This window comes from Shewanella abyssi (genome assembly GCF_023284025.1).
Classification (GTDB): domain Bacteria; phylum Pseudomonadota; class Gammaproteobacteria; order Enterobacterales; family Shewanellaceae; genus Shewanella; species Shewanella abyssi.
This window is the reverse complement of sequence record NZ_JAKIKR010000012.1, coordinates 1-17,466: the sequence shown is the minus strand read 5'-3', so window position 1 is coordinate 17,466 and position 17,466 is coordinate 1. Positions and strand designations below refer to the sequence as shown.

Genomic DNA, 17,466 nt, shown 5'->3' with positions numbered 1-17,466 from the left:
ATAGTAAAGAGAAATGAACCTCTTTACTCTTGATGACTATCACTAAGCAAACACCTAATAACAGTCTTTTTTCTCGTAAGAAGCACGGTTTAAACAGTGCTTTCTACAATAACCTTACAAAGGCTGCAGTTAACGAGTATCTTAGTTAACAGCGTCTTTTAGCGACTTACCAGCTTTAAATGCTGGAATGTTTGCTGCAGCAATTTTGATCTCTTTACCCGTCTGTGGGTTACGACCAGTGCGCTCTGCACGCTGACGCACTTCGAAAGTACCAAAACCAACAAGAGCAATCTTATCGCCTTCTTTTAGCCCGTCTGTAACAGCGCCAATGAAAGAATCTAATGCACGGCCAGCAGCGGCTTTAGAAATGTCAGCACCAGAAGCGATTTTCTCGATTAGTTCAGATTTGTTCATGTCATCCCCTTGAATGTAATTTTTGTACCGCACCCAATCCCTATCTAGAGCGGTCTGCGGAGGCTTTTTATAACAAGCTTAGAACCAAAGTTCAAGCCTTATAGGAAAACCCAAGAAATAATTTAGGATACTGCTCAAAACCAGTCACTCCAAGGGCTGGAGCGACTGACTCTCCACCAACTTAGGCTACCACAGCTAGGCAGTTTGGTAAGCCCCTTTTTGCACTTTTTTTCAAGCAATACTGCAATTTATTGCGTTAGCCCACGTTTTCCACTACTTCGAAGCCCTTTACTGGTCGTTCAAGTGCCAATTTCAGTACTTCTTCAACCCATCTGACTGGATAAATCTTTAAGTCTGCGATCACATTTGCTGGGATTTCTTCTAAATCACGTTCATTTTCCTTTGGAATTAGAACAACTTTAGTTCCGCCACGGTGCGCAGCGAGTAATTTTTCTTTTAATCCACCTATCGGTAATACTTCACCTCTTAATGTGATCTCACCGGTCATCGCCACGTCGGCGCGCACAGGGTTGCCTGTAAGACTAGAAACCAATGCTGTGCACATAGCTGCACCCGCAGAAGGACCATCTTTTGGCGTAGCACCTTCTGGTACGTGAACATGGATATCGCGCTTTTCATAGAAATCTGGATTAATACCAAGCTGTTCAGCTCGAGCACGAACCACGGTCATTGCCGCTTGAATCGACTCTTGCATGACATCACCTAACGAACCGGTATAGGACAATTTGCCTTTACCAGGCACAGATGTGGCTTCGATAGTGAGCAAATCACCACCGACTTCAGTCCATGCTAGTCCCGTTACTTGGCCTATCTGATTGTTTGATTCCGCTTTACCGTAATCACAACGTTGCACCCCTAAGAAAGACTTAAGGTTATCTTGATTGACTAAAACATGCTTGATGCTTTTATCCAGTACGATCTGCTTAACGACTTTACGACAAATCTTCGATAATTCTCGCTCAAGCGCACGCACGCCAGCTTCGCGAGTGTAATAACGAATAATGCCGACAATAGCGCTATCATCGACGGTGACTTCTTTGGTTTTAAGTCCATTGCGCTCAATCTGCTTAGGCAATAAATGTTGCTTAGCAATATTCAGTTTTTCATCTTCGGTATAACCCGACAGACGAATGACTTCCATACGGTCTAATAACGGACCTGGAATGTTCATTGAATTCGATGTTGCCACAAACATCACATCGGACAGGTCATAATCAACCTCCATGTAATGATCGCTAAATGTTGAGTTCTGCTCTGGGTCAAGCACCTCAAGTAACGCAGATGCTGGATCGCCACGCATATCGCTGCTCATCTTATCGATTTCATCAAGTAAAAACAGCGGGTTTTTAACGCCCACTTTTGACATTTTCTGGATGACTTTACCCGGCATAGAACCAATATAAGTGCGACGATGACCGCGGATCTCTGCTTCATCTCGAACGCCGCCTAAGGCAACGCGAACATACTTACGTCCAGTCGCTTTAGCGATAGATTGGCCCAATGATGTTTTACCCACACCTGGTGGTCCGACTAAACAAAGAATTGGCCCTTTAAGCTGTTTAACACGGCTTTGCACTGCTAGATACTCTAGAATACGCTCTTTGACTTTCTCTAGACCAAAGTGGTCTGTGTCGAGTACATCTTGCGCTTTAGCAAGGTCACGCTTAATCTTAGAGCGCTTGTGCCAAGGCACTGCGACCATCCACTCAACATAACTTCTCACCACTGTCGCTTCAGCTGACATAGGTGACATCATCTTCAGTTTATTAAGTTCAGCCGTCGCTTTGTCTTTTGCCTCTTCAGGCATTTTCGCTTCTTCAATCTTTTTCGCTAAACTTTCAAACTCATCGTGAGACTCGTCAATATCACCGAGTTCTTTTTGAATAGCTTTCATTTGCTCATTCAAATAGTACTCGCGCTGACTTTTTTCCATCTGCTTTTTAACGCGACCACGGATCCGTTTTTCGACCTGTAGCAGATCGATTTCAGATTCCATCATCGCCATCAAATATTCGATGCGCTCGCCGACGTTAACCATCTCAAGTACTGACTGTTTGTCTTCGAGCTTCAACGGCATATGCGCTGCCATAGTGTCAGCCAGTCGAGCAGCTTCATCGATACCTGAAAGCGACGTCAACACTTCTGGTGGAATTTTTTTATTCAGCTTGATGTAGCCTTCAAACTGCCCTACTGCCGAGCGAATTAACACCTCTTCCTCTTTGTCCGTCAGAGGCTCTGACTCAAGGTAATGCGCAGTAGCTTGGAATATATCGTCCTGCTCAGAGTAGTTATCAATGCGCGCACGCTGACCGCCTTCAACCAATACTTTAACAGTACCGTCAGGAAGCTTTAGCAGTTGTAAAATGGAGGCTACCGTACCAACGTCGAAAATGTCATCGCTGCTAGGATCGTCTAACTCGGCATCACGCTGTGCGACTAATATAATTTGTTTACCTTGATCCATCGCTTTTTCTAAGCAACGAATGGACTTTTCTCGGCCTACGAATAACGGAATTACCATATGGGGATAAACCACTACATCTCTCAGTGGTAGTACGGGTAGTTCGATTCGCGTATCGCGCTCTAGAGTCATAGCTAGATTCCGTTTTGTCTGAATGCTTAAGAGTATATTGGGATGATTCGATAGGATTCAATGGCGAATAACAATTAAATAATAAACTGCACAAAAAAGGAGCCATAAAGGCTCCTTTTCAATACACGACGGTAATTAAGACGATATCTTACTCAGCACTGGCTGCTTGTGCTTCGTTAGTTGAGTAGATAAGAATAGGTGATGACTCACCCTTCACTACCGACTCATCTACCACCACTTTTACAACATCATCTGTCGAAGGTAGGTCATACATGATGTCGAGCAAAATGCCTTCAACGATAGAACGTAATCCACGCGCACCCGTTTTACGAGTCTGTGCTTTGATCGCAATGGCTTTCAGCGCATCTTCTCTAAACTCTAGTTCAACCCCTTCCATGTCAAATAACGCAGCAAACTGCTTCGTTATCGCATTTTTAGGTTCAGAAAGAATTTGTATAAGCGCTGCGTCATCAAGTTCAGTCAAAGTAGCCAATACAGGCAGACGTCCAATAAATTCAGGAATAAGACCAAACTTAACTAAATCTTCTGGTTCAACTTGCAATAACATATCAGAGATTGTCGCTTTATCAGCGTCTCCTTTAACGTTTGCACCAAAACCAATGCCTGAACCGACGTTCGAACGCTGTTCAATGACTTTTTCTAAGCCCGAGAATGCACCACCACAAACAAATAAAATCTTTGAGGTATCTACCTGCAAAAATTCTTGCTGTGGATGCTTTCGGCCACCTTGAGGTGGAACGGCTGCAATCGTGCCTTCAATCAGCTTAAGTAACGCTTGCTGAACACCTTCGCCTGATACATCTCGTGTAATTGATGGGTTGTCAGACTTACGACTGATTTTATCAATTTCATCAATATAGACGATACCACGTTGGGCCTTCTCTACATCGTAATCACACTTTTGTAGTAGCTTCTGAATGATGTTTTCAACATCTTCACCCACATAACCCGCTTCAGTCAGCGTCGTTGCATCTGCCATCGTGAACGGTACATCTAGGAAACGTGCCAGCGTCTCTGCTAGCAGTGTTTTACCACTACCTGTAGGACCAATCAGCAAAATATTACTTTTACCCAGCTCTACGCCGTCTTTAGGGCTAGCATTCTTCAAGCGTTTGTAATGGTTGTATACCGCTACAGATAACACCTTCTTAGCTTTATCTTGACCAATAACATAATCGTCCAAATGCGCTCTTAACTCATGCGGTGTTGGTAACTTGTCTTGATCTTGCTTAGGTGATATCTCTTTTATCTCTTCTCTAATAATGTCATTGCAGAGTTCCACACACTCATCGCAAACATATACAGAAGGTCCAGCAATAAGTTTTCTCACTTCATGCTGGCTCTTTCCACAAAAAGAGCAGTACAGCAGCTTGCCGCCGTCACCGGTACCTTTGTTTTCGCCCATTACCTTACCTCTGTTTGCAGCCAATCAGCTGCGGAATTCTTAATTTCACTTTATAACCAGCATAGCTCAGCCTAAAGCAAAAATCAGCCTCGTTTATTCATCACGGAATCGACAAGCCCATACTCTGTGGCTTCATCAGCACTCATAAAGTTGTCACGATCAGTATCACGCTCAATCACTTCTAGCGCTTGACCAGTATGTTCAGCAAGCATACTGTTTAACTTATTCTTAATGCCTAAGATCTCTTGCGCATGAATGGCAATGTCAGATGCTTGGCCTTGGAACCCACCCAATGGTTGGTGGATCATAACACGTGAATTAGGTAAACAATGACGTTTTCCTTTTGCTCCACCTGCTAATAAAAATGCGCCCATGCTTGCTGCTTGTCCGATACACACAGTGCTAACGTTTGGCTTAATGAACTGCATTGTGTCATATATCGCCATCCCTGCAGTGACAGAGCCACCTGGAGAGTTAATATAGAGGAATATGTCTTTATCAGGGCTCTCTGATTCCAAAAACAGCAATTGTGCAACGACCAGATTAGCCATATGCTCTTCTACAGGGCCTACTAAGAAAATGATACGCTCTTTTAAGAGACGTGAATAGATATCATATGAGCGTTCACCTTTAGCTGTTTGTTCAACAACCATAGGCACTAGTGCATTAAGTACTGATTCTGGTGCTTTGTGCATGATTAATTTCCCTAAATAAAAATGGCCCGCATGAGGAACCTCATACGAGCCATTATAAATGGCTTATAGCCATTTAAGTCAAGCGATGGTTATGCGCGACCGGTAGCCTTGTTCATAAATTCTTCAAATTTGACTTCTTTTTCAGTCAAAGTTGCAGTTTTTAGTAACGCTTCTACGGCTTGCTCTTCAAGTGCAACGTTACGCATGTTTTGCATAAGCTCTTCATTGCCATTGTAGTGGGCAACGACTTCACTTGGATCTTCGTATGCAGATGCCATTGAAGCGATTAGTGCTTGAACACGCTCGTCTTCCGCTTTAAGTTCGTTAGTCTTGATAACTTCACCCAGTAACAAACCAACTTTAACGCGACGCTCTGCTTGTTCAGTGAACAAGTCAGCAGGTAGTTCAGGCATGCTTGCAGCTTGATCGCCAAAACGTTGCATAGCTTGCTTACGCAATACTTCTACTTCGCCTTCGATCAATGCTTTTGGCAGGTCTAAAGCATTTTGCTCAACAAGACCGTTAAGCACCTGGTCTTTAATATTAGCTTTAAGTGCTTGCTCTAGTTCACGACCCATGTTCTTGCTGATTTCAGCACGTAACGCGTCGATTCCGCCTTCGTTAACACCAAATAGTGTTGCGAATTCGTCATTAACTTCTGGAAGGTTAGCACCTTGAACTTCAGTAAGGGTAATAACAAACTTTGCTGCTTTACCTTTTAAGTTCTCTGCGTGGTAATCTTCAGGGAAAGTCACTTCGATTTCGAACTCTTCACCGGCTTTATGACCTTCAATACCAGATTCAAAACCTGGGATCATGCGGCCGCTACCAAGTTGTAGTTCGAAGTCATCAGCTTTACCGCCTTCAAACTCTTCACCGTCAACTGAACCAACGAAGTTGAATTTAGTTTTGTCGCCTTCAGCTGCTGCACGTTCAACAATGTCAAATGACGCGTGTTGGTTACGTAGGGTTTCAATCATAGCGTCAACATCAGCTTCAGTAACTTCAGCTTTAGGTTGTTCAACAGCAATTGACTCTAAACCTTTAAGCTCTACTTCTGGGTAGATTTCAAAAGTGGCTACAAACTCAAAGTTTTCACCTTCAGATGTACCAGCAGTCAACGTTGGCGCACCCGCTGGGTTTAACTTCTCAGCAATGATAGCTTCAACAAAGTTACGCTGCATCACTTCACCAGTGATATCTTGACGAATAGCTTTACCATAACGCTTATTAATCACGCTTACGGGTACTTTTCCTTTACGGAAACCGTCGATACGAGCACGCTTAGCTTCACTTTTTAATGCTTCTTTAACTGTATTTTCGATCTGCTCAGCAGGTACCGAAATAGTTAGGCGACGCTCTAGACCTTGTGTGGTTTCTACAGAAACTTGCATTTTTTTACCTCGAAATATGTCCATCGTCCTTTGTAATAGTCGACATTTCAACTATTAAAGTATTCGTTTCTTGACCCTTAAATTTAACCAAAATGCCCATAAACACTGATGTTCAGCACTGGTTACTCTTAGCTGATAATTATCAAGACGCGACATTATAGCTATCGAATGCGCTGGAGTCGAGCCTCAAAGCACGATTTACAGGCGTAAAAAAAGCGACCTAGGGTCGCTTTTTGAACTTCTTTCACAGAATGAGTGGGGTGACTGATGGGGCTCGAACCCACGACAACCGGAATCACAATCCGGGGCTCTACCAACTGAGCTACAATCACCACAAAAATGGTGCGCCCGGCAGGATTCGAACCTGCGGCCACCCGCTTAGAAGGCGGGTGCTCTATCCAACTGAGCTACGGGCGCTCGGCAATGAATAAATTCATTTCCTGAACTGGGCAACTAACGTTTACACGCTAGTGTTAAAATGTGGTCGGTGATAGAGGATTCGAACCTCTGACCCTCTGGTCCCAAACCAGATGCGCTACCGGGCTGCGCTAATCACCGAAATTGAAACATAACGAAGACACGGTATTGGGAAGTGTTTTCTGTTTCTACTCTAAACGAACTATCTCGTTGAGAACGGAGCGCATATTATCCCCTAGCCTAAAAGCCGTCAATGACTTTCTGTAAAAAAGCGTCCGCCTGCTTATTTAACACGCTATGATATCAGTCATTGATGCTATCGCAAGCAATGTGCGCAAAATCTCCTCAACCTAACAGGTGATCTAATATAGCTGCTGTGGTCATGAGATCCATTTATGGAGCAATATTCTCAATATAAATCTTAATGTATCAATGCCCAGCGTTTAAATTAGCAACAACACCAATGAGAATGGCCACTTTCAATAGAACGCCTCTCAACTAAAGCCCAGCAAAATGAATACTTTCTACAATTTTATTGCATACTCATTATCCGTATTTGAGAATTGTTTATTAACGGCCTAAATCAATGACACCTATCATATGTCCTGTTAAAATAGCGCCGTTTTCCATGATCGCGCCGTATTAAGGACACTAAGCCCCATGACCGCTCAAAAAATCGATGGTAAAGCTATCGCCCAAACCATTCGAACTAAGCTCAAAGAAAAAGTAACCGCCCGTAAAGAGGCTGGTCAAAGAGTACCTGGCTTAGCCGTGATTCTTGTTGGGGCAGATCCTGCTTCGCAAGTTTACGTGAGTAGTAAGCGCAGAGCCTGTGAAGAACTTGGCTTCATGTCTCGCTCTTACGATTTAGAAAGTACCACTTCTGAAGAGGCTTTATTGTCACTTATTGATGATTGTAATGATGACCCTACTATCGATGGTATTTTGGTACAGCTGCCATTGCCTGAGCATATAGAAGAATCAAAGGTCATTGAGCGCATTCGCCCCGATAAAGATGTCGATGGTTTCCACCCTTATAATGTCGGTAGACTCGCTCAACGTATTCCAGTGCTACGTTCATGTACGCCAACGGGCATCATGACGCTCATTCAGTCAACGGGAGTCGACACTTACGGCCTTGACGCCGTCGTGGTTGGCGCCTCTAATATTGTTGGCCGCCCTATGTCGCTTGAGTTATTGCTTGCTGGTTGCACCACGACAACATGTCACCGCTTCACACGTAATTTAGAGCAGAAAGTAAGACAAGCTGATTTAGTGGTTGTCGCGGTCGGTAAACCTGGGTTTATTCCTGGAGAATGGATTAAGCCTGGTGCGATTGTGATTGATGTCGGCATTAACCGTTTAGAAAATGGCAAGCTTGTCGGTGATGTCCAATTTGAAAAGGCAGCAGAGAATGCTAGCTTTATCACACCGGTACCCGGTGGTGTTGGCCCAATGACTATTGCAAGCTTACTCGAGAACACCTTATACGCCTGCGAGCGTTATCACGATTGAGATTAGGCTCGAGTATTTGAGGTTCTGGGCTCACATCATGGTAAAATCTTAGACGAACGGCCTACGGCCTTACGGCACGCGACTTCGTCACTACGGAACGCTTCTCTTACGGTAAAAGCTAGAAAAGAGCAAAGCGACGGCATAAATGCCGACCTACTTTAAAAGAAGGTTCTAGCACTTACCAAACACATAAAAAAAGCCTGCATACGCAGGCTTTTTTATGATTAAACCTAAGCGTTACTTTTTACGCCAAGTTGTTCCTTCTGGCCCGTCTTCAAGAATCACACCCAGAGCATTAAGACCATCTCGAGCAACGTCTGCCGCGGCCCAGTCTTTCTCTGTTCTGGCGCGGTTACGCTCAACGATGAGCGCTTCAATCTCAGCCACTTCATCATCAGAGCCTTCACCTTTAAAGAAAGTGTCGACATCTTGAGAAAGAATGCCTAGCACATCGGCTAGTTGCTTTAAGGCGACAGCGAGTGCTGAAGCTTGAGCCATATCAGTTAATTTCAGGCGGTTGATTTCACGCACCATATCAAACAACACTGAATAGGCTTCTGGTGTATTAAAGTCATCATCCATTGCCCGCTTAAACTGTGCAACAAACTGTTCAGCAGGCGCGGCCTCGACCGTTAAATCTAAATCCTTTAGTGCGGTATAAATACGCGCTAAGCCAGATTTAGCTTGCTTAAGGTTATCTTCTGAATAGTTCAGCTGGCTACGATATTGACCCGACAGCAAGAAGTAACGCACTGTCGCTGCATCATAGTGATTTAATACATCACGGATGGTGAAAAAATTATTCAAAGATTTCGACATCTTCTCTTTATCAACCATCACCATGCCCGTATGCATCCAGTAGTTTACATACGTCGAATCATGGGCACAGCAAGACTGAGCGATTTCGTTCTCATGGTGTGGAAACTGTAAATCACTGCCACCACCGTGAATATCAAAATGGTTCCCCAGATGCTTACTGTTCATGGCTGAACATTCTATGTGCCAACCTGGACGACCAGGTCCCCAAGGCGACTCCCAAGTAGGCTCACCCGGTTTAGACATCTTCCACAGCACAAAATCCATTGGGTCACGCTTAGTTTCTTCAACTTCAACACGAGCACCGGCTTGCAACTGTTCAAGGTTTTGCCCTGACAGTCTGCCATATTCAGGGAATGAAGAGACACTGAATAGCACATCGCCATTGGCGGCAACATAAGCATGTTCACGAGCGATTAACTTTTCCACCATCTCGATGATTTCAGGCATATGCAGGGTCGCACGCGGCTCGAAATCAGGACGCGCCATATTCAGCGAATCAAAGTCTCGGTGCATTTCACCAATGAGGCGCTCGGTCAATGATTCACAACTTTCTTTATTTTCATTGGCACGCTTGATAATTTTATCATCAACGTCGGTAATGTTGCGTTGAAAATTCACATCATAGCCACTGTACCTTAAGTACCTAACAATCATGTCAAACGAAACAAAGGTACGTCCATGACCGATATGACATAAATCATATATGGTCACCCCACACACATACATGCCAACTTTTCCTGGCTGTATCGGTACAAACTGTTCTTTTTGGCGGGTAAGAGTATTGTAAAGCTTCAACATTGATTATTCTCTTCAACGGCTATATTTAGAAATAGGTCTTGCAGTCTACCATTGCAAAACTTGCGGTTCCAAGCAGTTTTCCAGCACCAAGTACGCAAATATGGACAGATGCGCTTAATATCGACAAAATTGCACTCCAAAGGCAGCCACTTTCATCATGCTTCAGTTAAGTAGGCTAAATTTTTAGTCAAGCTAAGCTTTGTTCGCACATTTTAAAAGCGTCATCTCACTGAACGCTTTATGCGACCGCACATTTACGTTAGAATCCTGCCATTATTTACCATGTGTTAAATTGCGAGAGTTAATATTATGATCACACTTCATACCAACCACGGCGACATCAAGCTTGCTTTAGATACTGAAAACGCACCAAAAACAGCGGCTAACTTTGTTAAGTACGTAAAAGAGGGTTTTTACGACGGTACTGTTTTTCACCGTGTAATTGACGGCTTTATGGTCCAAGGTGGTGGCTTTACTGAGGATATGCAACAAAAGCCTTGCGGTGAGACCATTGAAAACGAAGCAAATAATGGCCTTTCGAATAAAGTCGGTACTCTTGCTATGGCACGTACTTCAGATCCACACTCAGCAACGGCTCAGTTTTTCATCAACATCAACGACAACACCTTCTTAGACTTTAAGTCTGAGTCCGCTCAGGGTTGGGGTTACTGTGTATTTGCCGAAGTATCTGAAGGCATGGACATCGTCAATAAGATCAAAGCAGTTAACACGGGTAACCGTGGTATGCATCAAGATGTCCCTCTTGAAGCTGTTATCATCGAAAAAGTGACCATCGAAGAGTAAGACGAACTCGATGCGCACATTATTTGTGGGAGATTTGCACTTAAGTGCAGGTCGCCCCGATATTACCCAAGCTTTTCTGACCTTCTTAGAGACTCAACTTGTCGATACCGATGCTTTATATATCCTAGGCGATCTGTTTGAAGTTTGGGTGGGCGACGATATTGCCGAACCCTTTGCAGACCAACTCGCTGACGCCATTAAATTAGCATCGCAAAGACTCCCAGTTTACTTTATCCATGGTAATCGAGATTTTTTAATTGGCAGTAGTTTTGCTAAGCGTAGCGGTATGACACTGTTACCCGAAGTTTATCTCCTAAATTTGTATGGTATTGATACGGTCATCTTGCATGGCGATAGCCTTTGCACCCTCGATAAACCTTACCAGCGCTTTAGAGCATTTCGTAATTTCGCTTGGGCAAAATGGCTTTACGCTCATCTGCCGAAATCAAAGCGACTCGGTATTGCAGCAAAATTAAGAAGCCGCAGCCAAAGTAGTAATCAACAAAAAAGTGATAGCATTATGGACGTAGAACCAGATGCGGTAATTGAACTGCTCGATTCAACAAAAACCCAGCAGATGATCCATGGCCACACTCATCGACCCGCTATCCACCAACTCGCTCATGGCAAACGTCGTATCGTTGTCGGTGACTGGTATGATCAAGGTAGCATGTTGTGTGTAAGCCAAGACAATATCGAACTTATTGAGCTTCCTTTCGGCAAGTAGCCGTCTACTTGCCTGCTCTCTTAAATGTGTGCTTTAAATGCAAGCCGCAATGACAGGTGCACCACTGTGAAACTTAAAGTCTTGATCTTTCGATGAGATAAGTTGCGCTTCAACAGCTGCAAAATGCGCGACTCTATCGCCGATATCAGTAACAGAAATAGCCTGTGCCAACGTTAAGTAATCTTGATAATGACGCGCCTCAGAGCGTAATAAAGAGATATAAAACTTTTTCAACTCATCATCTAAATAGGGCGCAAGCTTGGCAAAACGTTCACAGGAGCGAGCTTCAATGAATGCCCCAACAATCAGTTTATCTATCAAGGTTGCAGGTTCATGGGTTCTGACCTCTTTCATCATGCCTTTTGCATAACGGCCTGCACGCACATTTTGATATTCAATTCCGCGGCTATGCATAATCTCTAATACCTGTTCAAAATGGTGAAACTCCTCCTTAATAAGGCGCACCATCTTCTGAATGAGATCATCGCTATGAGCGAAATCTTTACGGGCAACCAACTCCCCTGATAACTCATTCTTTTTGCTTCCCTTAGACAAGAAGACTGCAATATCACGCTCCTTGATGTAGACAAAGTTTTCATAAGGCTTGGCCCAGTCTAATAAAAGCTGGCCACTTTGCTTGTCGATGGCATATTTTCGCACCAAAAACATCGCAGTCTGCGCTGCTTTTAACTCACTTTAAGCGCAAGCGTGCAGACAAATGTAATAGTCTGATTTAACTAGAATAAAAATTAATTTTACTTTATTGGCTTTCCACTGTGGAATTTAAAATCTTCGTCTGCGGCCTGAATCAACTCAGCTTCAATTTCTGCAAAGAAATTAACTCGTTCACTAATTTCTTTTCCAGAAATGACCTCAGCTAATGATAAATAATCTTGATAATGACGGGCTTCAGAACGGAGCAGAGAAACATAAAACTTAGATAAGTCTTCATCAAGATGGGGGGCGAGTTTTGCGAAACGCTCACATGAACGAGCTTCAATAAATGCTCCAATGATCAGTTTGTCAACCAACGCATCAGGCTCGAAAGTTTTGACGTGCTTAAGTAATCCTTTAGCATAACGCCCAGCCTCTATCAGTTCATATGGAACGCCTTTCTTTTCCATTAGTTCCATCACTTGATAAAAGTGATGAAGTTCCTCTTTTATCAGGAGAACCATCTTATCGACTAACTCTTGGCCGTAGCTACAACCTTCACGTAACGTAACTTGCTTAGTTACGTTACTCTTGCCTCTAAGAGACTTTAATCCCCCAATCCTCTTGTAGGCATACTCTTCATAAGGCTTGACCCACTCAGTAAGCCGAACACCGCTTTCCTTATCGACTGCGTACTTTCTGATAAGGAACATCGCACTTTGTGCCGCTTTTAATTCACACAGCATGTGATCCCGAAGAATTATAGATAAATTTTCAGGCTTACTTGCCTCACTAATCCACTCATCGGGAGTTTCACATTTCAAAAAAGAAAGGATGGGTTCTAATAAGGTTTGATCAAACATGACTGAAGTCCAGCAAGTAAGGAGGAGGCTTAGCATTATATAAGAGAAAGGTTAGCGATTCGACACTTCCTCCCAGCCTTTCATGGTTGGTAACTGGATTCGCTTATCACCTCAGTATGCCTTAAAAAAATCAAAGTTGGAGGGTAAACTCTCAATCATACTTTTGGCTTCATCAATATCTCTAGTATGCACGTTACGGATAACCCGAACTTGAGTTGGTTTATTTTTTCTATCCAACTGAAATAAAGTAATGTGCCCATCGCTCATCAACTCGTTGAATGATTCGATAAGGTATTCTCTGACTTTGGATTTAGACACCCTTCCTTCCAACCCAATAGCAGCCCCAAGCGTGACTAGCTTAAAATCGATAAAATCAATTGATTGCGTCATTAAATACTTCATTAACGCTTTAGACCTTTCTGTCTTAATTTCTACCAATTTTTCGATATCTATGAAAGAAAAATCGGTACTGATAAGACGCTGTTTTGCAGTTGCTTTGTACAGTTCAATAAGAACTTTCCCGATAGTTATTACAAAACACTTATCACGATAACGATAGTCTGAATATTCGATTAAAGAGCTGCTTTGACATACCTTTTCTTTTTTATGTTCTAAAGATAGTACAGCAGCACGCAACCTCAGCAAACTCTTTTCAAAACGGCTAAAGTTACTTTTTCGATTCTGAACAAAGCTGAGATTAAACACCTGACTAATCTCGTCTAGTGTAATGACTACTTCTGATGATTTGCCAGTATCCCTTACCTTGTTATTCAGCCAGTGCTTAATAACCAGCGCCATGAAGGGGTAATCTGTAGAGTGATTAAGTTTTGAACCATGCATTTGTAGTTGATATTTTTTATTATCAAAAATAACAGGTTGCGAATCAGTAATTGCTTTTGATATTTCATTTTTTTGCCACGGAGCAAATATGGGAGTCCGACTAAGTATGTTATTAATCGGGATATTATTATTACCTGTTATCTTGCCTATTTTCACTATTTTATTATCCTTACAGTGGAGTTTAGTCGGGAGGATAAACTATATTAGTGTAGTTAAGTCGGGAGTTCAACTAAAACAAAATAACATATAAACAATAACTTATTAAGACAATAAGCCATACAAGTCTTTTAAAGATTAATACTGTTTGTCACTTTTTTAATTCTTACTGCTATACCCTACCTATAAACTTCTAACATAAATCTTCATCAAATCAATATAGGTCTTGATTATTTATCAAAAGCCGCCACTGCGTGTCGTTATTCTGGGGTAAAAGCCAAAGAGTGTTAGAAGCTCTATCTGAAGATTTAATCACCAACTTAAATTAGCAATTGCTGATGCCACATTTACAATCAAGTCTATTGTCTCATTGACACTCTTATTTTAATACCAGTTTAGTTTTTCTGACTTTAACGCCTTTTTTCAACTCACCTCTCACCACTTAGATAAAACTTAACTGTTTACGCCTTTGTTATACCGAGATATTTATCAGTTTTTCACCTGAAACGTCTTTGTTATACCCACCAGGAAATATCCGACAAACAATAAATAAATCAATACCTGATGCTCTTTTTCAGATAAACGTTTTTACACTCTGTTAATCAACAAAACTCATGTTAAAACTTAAGTAAGGAAATATTTGAGATTAACTAAGTAAACCCGAGATAACCACTTCTCTAAAAACGAGTTTTTCGATTCTACGCACAAGTTTGTAGAAGAGGTTTCGGTTTACTTTCACGAAAGTAACAAAGGTTGCTCTGATTGATATTTGCCGATTAACTAGGAGTAACGATGAACAACGACAATGAAAAAAAAACCAAAAATGAGGTAGATTTTGAACGTGGTATGCGAGAAATCGACAAATCTAAATCACGAGCCTCGAAAAAAGCGGCAGAAGAACAACACGAAGCTTATAAATCAAAAAAGGAGCGATTAGAGTTTGAGAGACTGCTCAAAGATGCGGCAAATAAGTCAGCAGCTTCATCTAAATCGAAGAACAGAGTTCTCAACAATTTCGCTTATCGTAAAGATCTTGCCAAGATTTTCAGACAGAACAACGCTTCAAACGGCATAGATTACAAACGAAATATCACTGTCCGCTACTCAAGTATCAATTATAACCATAGAAACAGCAAAGATTTGAGTTTAAATGCTTTAGAAACTTCGCTTGAACACAGTTCAAGGTTAAAAAAGCAAAGGACTGAAGAATGGCATGAAAATCAATCATATAAAAACATTTTCTATGCTGATGGCAAATACTTAACTCATCAAGATTTTGTTCAAAACAGAGAGCAATACCTATCATTTTTTAACAAAATTAAACTGGCCGCTAACAACAAATCTGATGATAAAAACAAAAAGGATTTAGCCAAATACTCCCGATATCGAGGTAGCTATTTCTCAAAAATCAAGAAGCTGTTACCGCCAATTCACCCAGAATATGACCAGTTTGTAAAGCAGATATCCAAGCTTGAACAATCTAAGAACAAAACTTTAGATCTCAGCAAGGAGCCACATAGTGCGGTTATTTCTGGGTTAAAGACCTATCTCATAAGGCAATACGAAATACTAGGATTCAGCCCTAAACATCAAGAAAACAAGCTCAGGGTATTTGACAATTACCTATCCCACCGTCTAAAACATCAAGAACTAAAAGCCTCATCTGCAAACCGAAAAGTTAAAAACCTCAACTCAACGTCAATTTCTGAGCAGGTCTTTAAAATCCCTCACCGTCATGGAGAAATGATAGGAGTCGATAAAAAAAACTTACTTGAAGCGTGTGTGAGTTTTTTTGAAAAAAACTTTGAGGGTGCAAAGATTAAACTAGCAGTTTTGCATGCTGATGAAGGGATTAGTGATGATCTGGAAACTGGTCTCAACGCCCATATATTCATATCACCAAACGCTAATACCCCTTGGTCTCAACAGTATATTTTATTTGCTAAAAAACAGGCTCAAGCCCATTACTCGGAGCAATTTCCAGAGTTATTATCGATAGACTCGTCCCAGAAATTATCCCCAAAAACTTTAGTCGCCTGCGGCCAAATCCTTCAGCTCAGTTTTCTTCAGCATCTGCAAGAAAAAGTGTTTAATCAGCATGATATAGGCATCAGGTTTTTGGAAGAAAATGAAAGAAAAGAGTTCAATAATATTGTTTCGATGATCGAGGACTCGATGCCGTTGCATCTGCGTCAACAATCACGTTGGAATATGCTCAATGACAAATCAAATGAGCTATCACAAAGCATAGCTCTTCAGTCAGAACAGCTTGAGGCAATCAAAAAAGCTACAACCCAGAAGCAAAAGAAGATGCTAGAAGCGATAGAAATATGGCAACTCCATCCAAGTAAAGATACAGCCTCTCTTACACTATTTCAGCTTGAGATGATAGATGAACTCCCAGAAGCGATAAAAACCTCTCTACTAGCTGAAATAACATCATTTGAGCAGCAAAACAACATCGATTCAAATGCAAAACTATCAAACAAAATCAATAAGCCATAATTCTCACTACGCTATTGCACTATCGATTTTTTGTGTAACGATGAAATAAAGAAGGACAAAATAAAATGAATAAAAATAATGATATAGAACATATAAAACAGGCTTTAACGTTCTTAGCGAAAGCTGAAAATGTTTCTACCGACCCGAAGATTATTTTAGGTTTAGAGCCTGAACTAAATACACTATCAACTGTTATCAAGAAAGATTTACTCAGGAGGATTAACAGTGAGAATTAAACATGAAAATCCAACTACAGATATCCAGTTAATTGAAAACGGGATTTATCACCTTGCTCAGATAGAAAATCTTATAAAAAAGCCATCTGTGATCATGATGATCCAGCGATTAGAAAAGCTCATTAACCCACATGATGACTCTGATTCATCCGAAGTGAGTAGTTTGCTTGAATATCCTCATGCAGAAGAAGTTGAACGAAACCTCGCTCTTATGAAGTTCGAAAAACGTAACAGCAAAAGCTCAGGTAAGTCAGGAGGCAGTTTCAATGGCAGACCTCAGCGTTAGCTTCCAACGCTCTATTAACCTGATTGAACAGCATTTTCACCGCCATTCTGAGCGGATAAACGAGCTAGGCAAAGAGCAAGACTTTACCCTTGAGTATTTCATTCATTTTTATAAGGTATTACTGATGGAAGAGATTCAGCAGATCTTTGAGATGGATGATGATGAGTTTGCTTCACAGGTTCAAACTAGAGAATTTCAATCTAAGATCATCAATTTGCTAGAAAAAGTAATCATGATGTTGGCGAATAAAGCACTAGATGTGAGGCTTTATCCACCAATGAATAGATACCCAAAAGTTTAGCT

General features: G+C 41.7%; 14 protein-coding genes, 3 tRNA genes and 2 pseudogenes. 7 read left to right on the top strand and 12 right to left on the bottom strand.

Going from position 1 to position 17,466, the window contains the following annotated elements:
- Positions 1 to 141: 141 nt before the first annotated feature.
- The 8 genes and pseudogenes from L2755_RS07450 to L2755_RS07415 form a co-directional block, all read right to left on the bottom strand.
- Positions 142 to 465: pseudogene (locus L2755_RS07450) on the bottom strand (HU family DNA-binding protein); the annotation flags it as partial.
- Positions 466 to 670: 205 nt separating this feature from the next.
- Positions 671 to 3,028, bottom strand: coding sequence for an endopeptidase La (lon, locus tag L2755_RS07445; RefSeq protein ID WP_248980053.1), 2,358 nt, complete (start codon positions 3,026 to 3,028; stop codon positions 671 to 673).
- A 148-nt stretch (positions 3,029 to 3,176) separates the two neighbouring features.
- Complete coding sequence (gene clpX, locus L2755_RS07440) at positions 3,177 to 4,454, bottom strand: ATP-dependent protease ATP-binding subunit ClpX (protein WP_248980052.1); 1,278 nt, start codon at positions 4,452 to 4,454, stop codon at positions 3,177 to 3,179.
- Positions 4,455 to 4,537: 83 nt separating this feature from the next.
- On the bottom strand, positions 4,538 to 5,149 hold the full coding sequence (clpP, locus tag L2755_RS07435) for an ATP-dependent Clp endopeptidase proteolytic subunit ClpP (protein WP_248980051.1): 612 nt from the start codon (positions 5,147 to 5,149) through the stop codon (positions 4,538 to 4,540).
- Between the two features lie 89 nt (positions 5,150 to 5,238).
- A complete protein-coding gene (gene tig / locus L2755_RS07430) occupies positions 5,239 to 6,543 on the bottom strand; it encodes a trigger factor (protein ID WP_248980050.1) in 1,305 nt (434 codons plus the stop codon).
- Positions 6,544 to 6,799: 256 nt separating this feature from the next.
- Positions 6,800 to 6,875 (bottom strand) — tRNA-His (locus tag L2755_RS07425).
- Positions 6,876 to 6,883: 8 nt separating this feature from the next.
- Positions 6,884 to 6,960, bottom strand: a tRNA-Arg gene (locus L2755_RS07420).
- 64 nt (positions 6,961 to 7,024) lie between these two features.
- Positions 7,025 to 7,101, bottom strand: a tRNA-Pro gene (locus L2755_RS07415).
- A 519-nt stretch (positions 7,102 to 7,620) separates the two neighbouring features.
- On the opposite strand from L2755_RS07415, the gene folD reads away from it, so the two are divergent.
- On the top strand, positions 7,621 to 8,475 hold the full coding sequence (folD, locus tag L2755_RS07410) for a bifunctional methylenetetrahydrofolate dehydrogenase/methenyltetrahydrofolate cyclohydrolase FolD (protein WP_248980049.1): 855 nt from the start codon (positions 7,621 to 7,623) through the stop codon (positions 8,473 to 8,475).
- Positions 8,476 to 8,712: 237 nt separating this feature from the next.
- Here folD and cysS read toward each other — a convergent pair whose 3' ends face one another.
- Positions 8,713 to 10,092, bottom strand: coding sequence for a cysteine--tRNA ligase (cysS, locus tag L2755_RS07405; protein WP_248980048.1), 1,380 nt, complete (start codon positions 10,090 to 10,092; stop codon positions 8,713 to 8,715).
- Between the two features lie 309 nt (positions 10,093 to 10,401).
- Between cysS and L2755_RS07400 the strand changes: the two genes are divergently transcribed.
- Positions 10,402 to 10,896, top strand: coding sequence for a peptidylprolyl isomerase (locus L2755_RS07400; protein ID WP_248980047.1), 495 nt, complete (start codon positions 10,402 to 10,404; stop codon positions 10,894 to 10,896).
- Between the two features lie 10 nt (positions 10,897 to 10,906).
- The gene (locus L2755_RS07395; RefSeq protein ID WP_248980046.1) at positions 10,907 to 11,623 is read left to right on the top strand and encodes a UDP-2,3-diacylglucosamine diphosphatase; all 717 of its coding nucleotides are present in this window, start codon (positions 10,907 to 10,909) and stop codon (positions 11,621 to 11,623) included.
- A gap of 33 nt (positions 11,624 to 11,656) precedes the next feature.
- Here L2755_RS07395 and miaE (L2755_RS07390) read toward each other — a convergent pair.
- The 3 genes and pseudogenes from miaE (L2755_RS07390) to L2755_RS07380 all read right to left on the bottom strand — a co-directional run.
- Positions 11,657 to 12,316: pseudogene (miaE, locus tag L2755_RS07390) on the bottom strand (tRNA isopentenyl-2-thiomethyl-A-37 hydroxylase MiaE); the annotation flags it as partial.
- A gap of 62 nt (positions 12,317 to 12,378) precedes the next feature.
- Positions 12,379 to 13,140, bottom strand: a complete 762-nt coding sequence (gene miaE, locus L2755_RS07385; protein WP_248980045.1) for a tRNA isopentenyl-2-thiomethyl-A-37 hydroxylase MiaE — start codon at positions 13,138 to 13,140, stop codon at positions 12,379 to 12,381.
- A gap of 111 nt (positions 13,141 to 13,251) precedes the next feature.
- A complete protein-coding gene (locus tag L2755_RS07380) occupies positions 13,252 to 14,136 on the bottom strand; it encodes a hypothetical protein (RefSeq protein ID WP_248980044.1) in 885 nt (294 codons plus the stop codon).
- A 792-nt stretch (positions 14,137 to 14,928) separates the two neighbouring features.
- On the opposite strand from L2755_RS07380, the gene L2755_RS07375 reads away from it, so the two are divergent.
- From L2755_RS07375 to L2755_RS07360, 4 genes are all read left to right on the top strand, one after another.
- The gene (locus tag L2755_RS07375; RefSeq protein ID WP_248980043.1) at positions 14,929 to 16,641 is read left to right on the top strand and encodes a hypothetical protein; all 1,713 of its coding nucleotides are present in this window, start codon (positions 14,929 to 14,931) and stop codon (positions 16,639 to 16,641) included.
- Between the two features lie 65 nt (positions 16,642 to 16,706).
- On the top strand, positions 16,707 to 16,877 hold the full coding sequence (locus L2755_RS07370; RefSeq protein ID WP_248980042.1) for a hypothetical protein: 171 nt from the start codon (positions 16,707 to 16,709) through the stop codon (positions 16,875 to 16,877).
- The gene (locus L2755_RS07365; RefSeq protein ID WP_248980041.1) at positions 16,867 to 17,163 is read left to right on the top strand and encodes a hypothetical protein; all 297 of its coding nucleotides are present in this window, start codon (positions 16,867 to 16,869) and stop codon (positions 17,161 to 17,163) included. The genes L2755_RS07370 and L2755_RS07365 overlap by 11 nt, the downstream gene beginning before the upstream one ends.
- Positions 17,144 to 17,464, top strand: coding sequence for a hypothetical protein (locus L2755_RS07360; protein ID WP_248980040.1), 321 nt, complete (start codon positions 17,144 to 17,146; stop codon positions 17,462 to 17,464). The genes L2755_RS07365 and L2755_RS07360 overlap by 20 nt, the downstream gene beginning before the upstream one ends.
- Positions 17,465 to 17,466 lie beyond the last annotated feature (2 nt).

Excerpts from the sequence above, each read along its gene's own strand:
- clpX (WP_248980052.1), bottom strand. The coding sequence starts at position 4,454 with ATGGGCGAAAACAAAGGTACCGGTGACGGCGGCAAGCTGCTGTACTGC.
- L2755_RS07370 (WP_248980042.1), top strand. The coding sequence starts at position 16,707 with ATGAATAAAAATAATGATATAGAACATATAAAACAGGCTTTAACGTTC.
- tig (WP_248980050.1), bottom strand. The coding sequence starts at position 6,543 with ATGCAAGTTTCTGTAGAAACCACACAAGGTCTAGAGCGTCGCCTAACT.
- L2755_RS07375 (WP_248980043.1), top strand. The coding sequence starts at position 14,929 with ATGAACAACGACAATGAAAAAAAAACCAAAAATGAGGTAGATTTTGAA.
- L2755_RS07400 (WP_248980047.1), top strand. The coding sequence starts at position 10,402 with ATGATCACACTTCATACCAACCACGGCGACATCAAGCTTGCTTTAGAT.
- clpP (WP_248980051.1), bottom strand. The coding sequence starts at position 5,149 with ATGCACAAAGCACCAGAATCAGTACTTAATGCACTAGTGCCTATGGTT.
- miaE (WP_248980045.1), bottom strand. The coding sequence starts at position 13,140 with ATGTTTGATCAAACCTTATTAGAACCCATCCTTTCTTTTTTGAAATGT.
- folD (WP_248980049.1), top strand. The coding sequence starts at position 7,621 with ATGACCGCTCAAAAAATCGATGGTAAAGCTATCGCCCAAACCATTCGA.
- L2755_RS07395 (WP_248980046.1), top strand. The coding sequence starts at position 10,907 with ATGCGCACATTATTTGTGGGAGATTTGCACTTAAGTGCAGGTCGCCCC.
- cysS (WP_248980048.1), bottom strand. The coding sequence starts at position 10,092 with ATGTTGAAGCTTTACAATACTCTTACCCGCCAAAAAGAACAGTTTGTA.
- L2755_RS07360 (WP_248980040.1), top strand. The coding sequence starts at position 17,144 with ATGGCAGACCTCAGCGTTAGCTTCCAACGCTCTATTAACCTGATTGAA.
- lon (WP_248980053.1), bottom strand. The coding sequence starts at position 3,028 with ATGACTCTAGAGCGCGATACGCGAATCGAACTACCCGTACTACCACTG.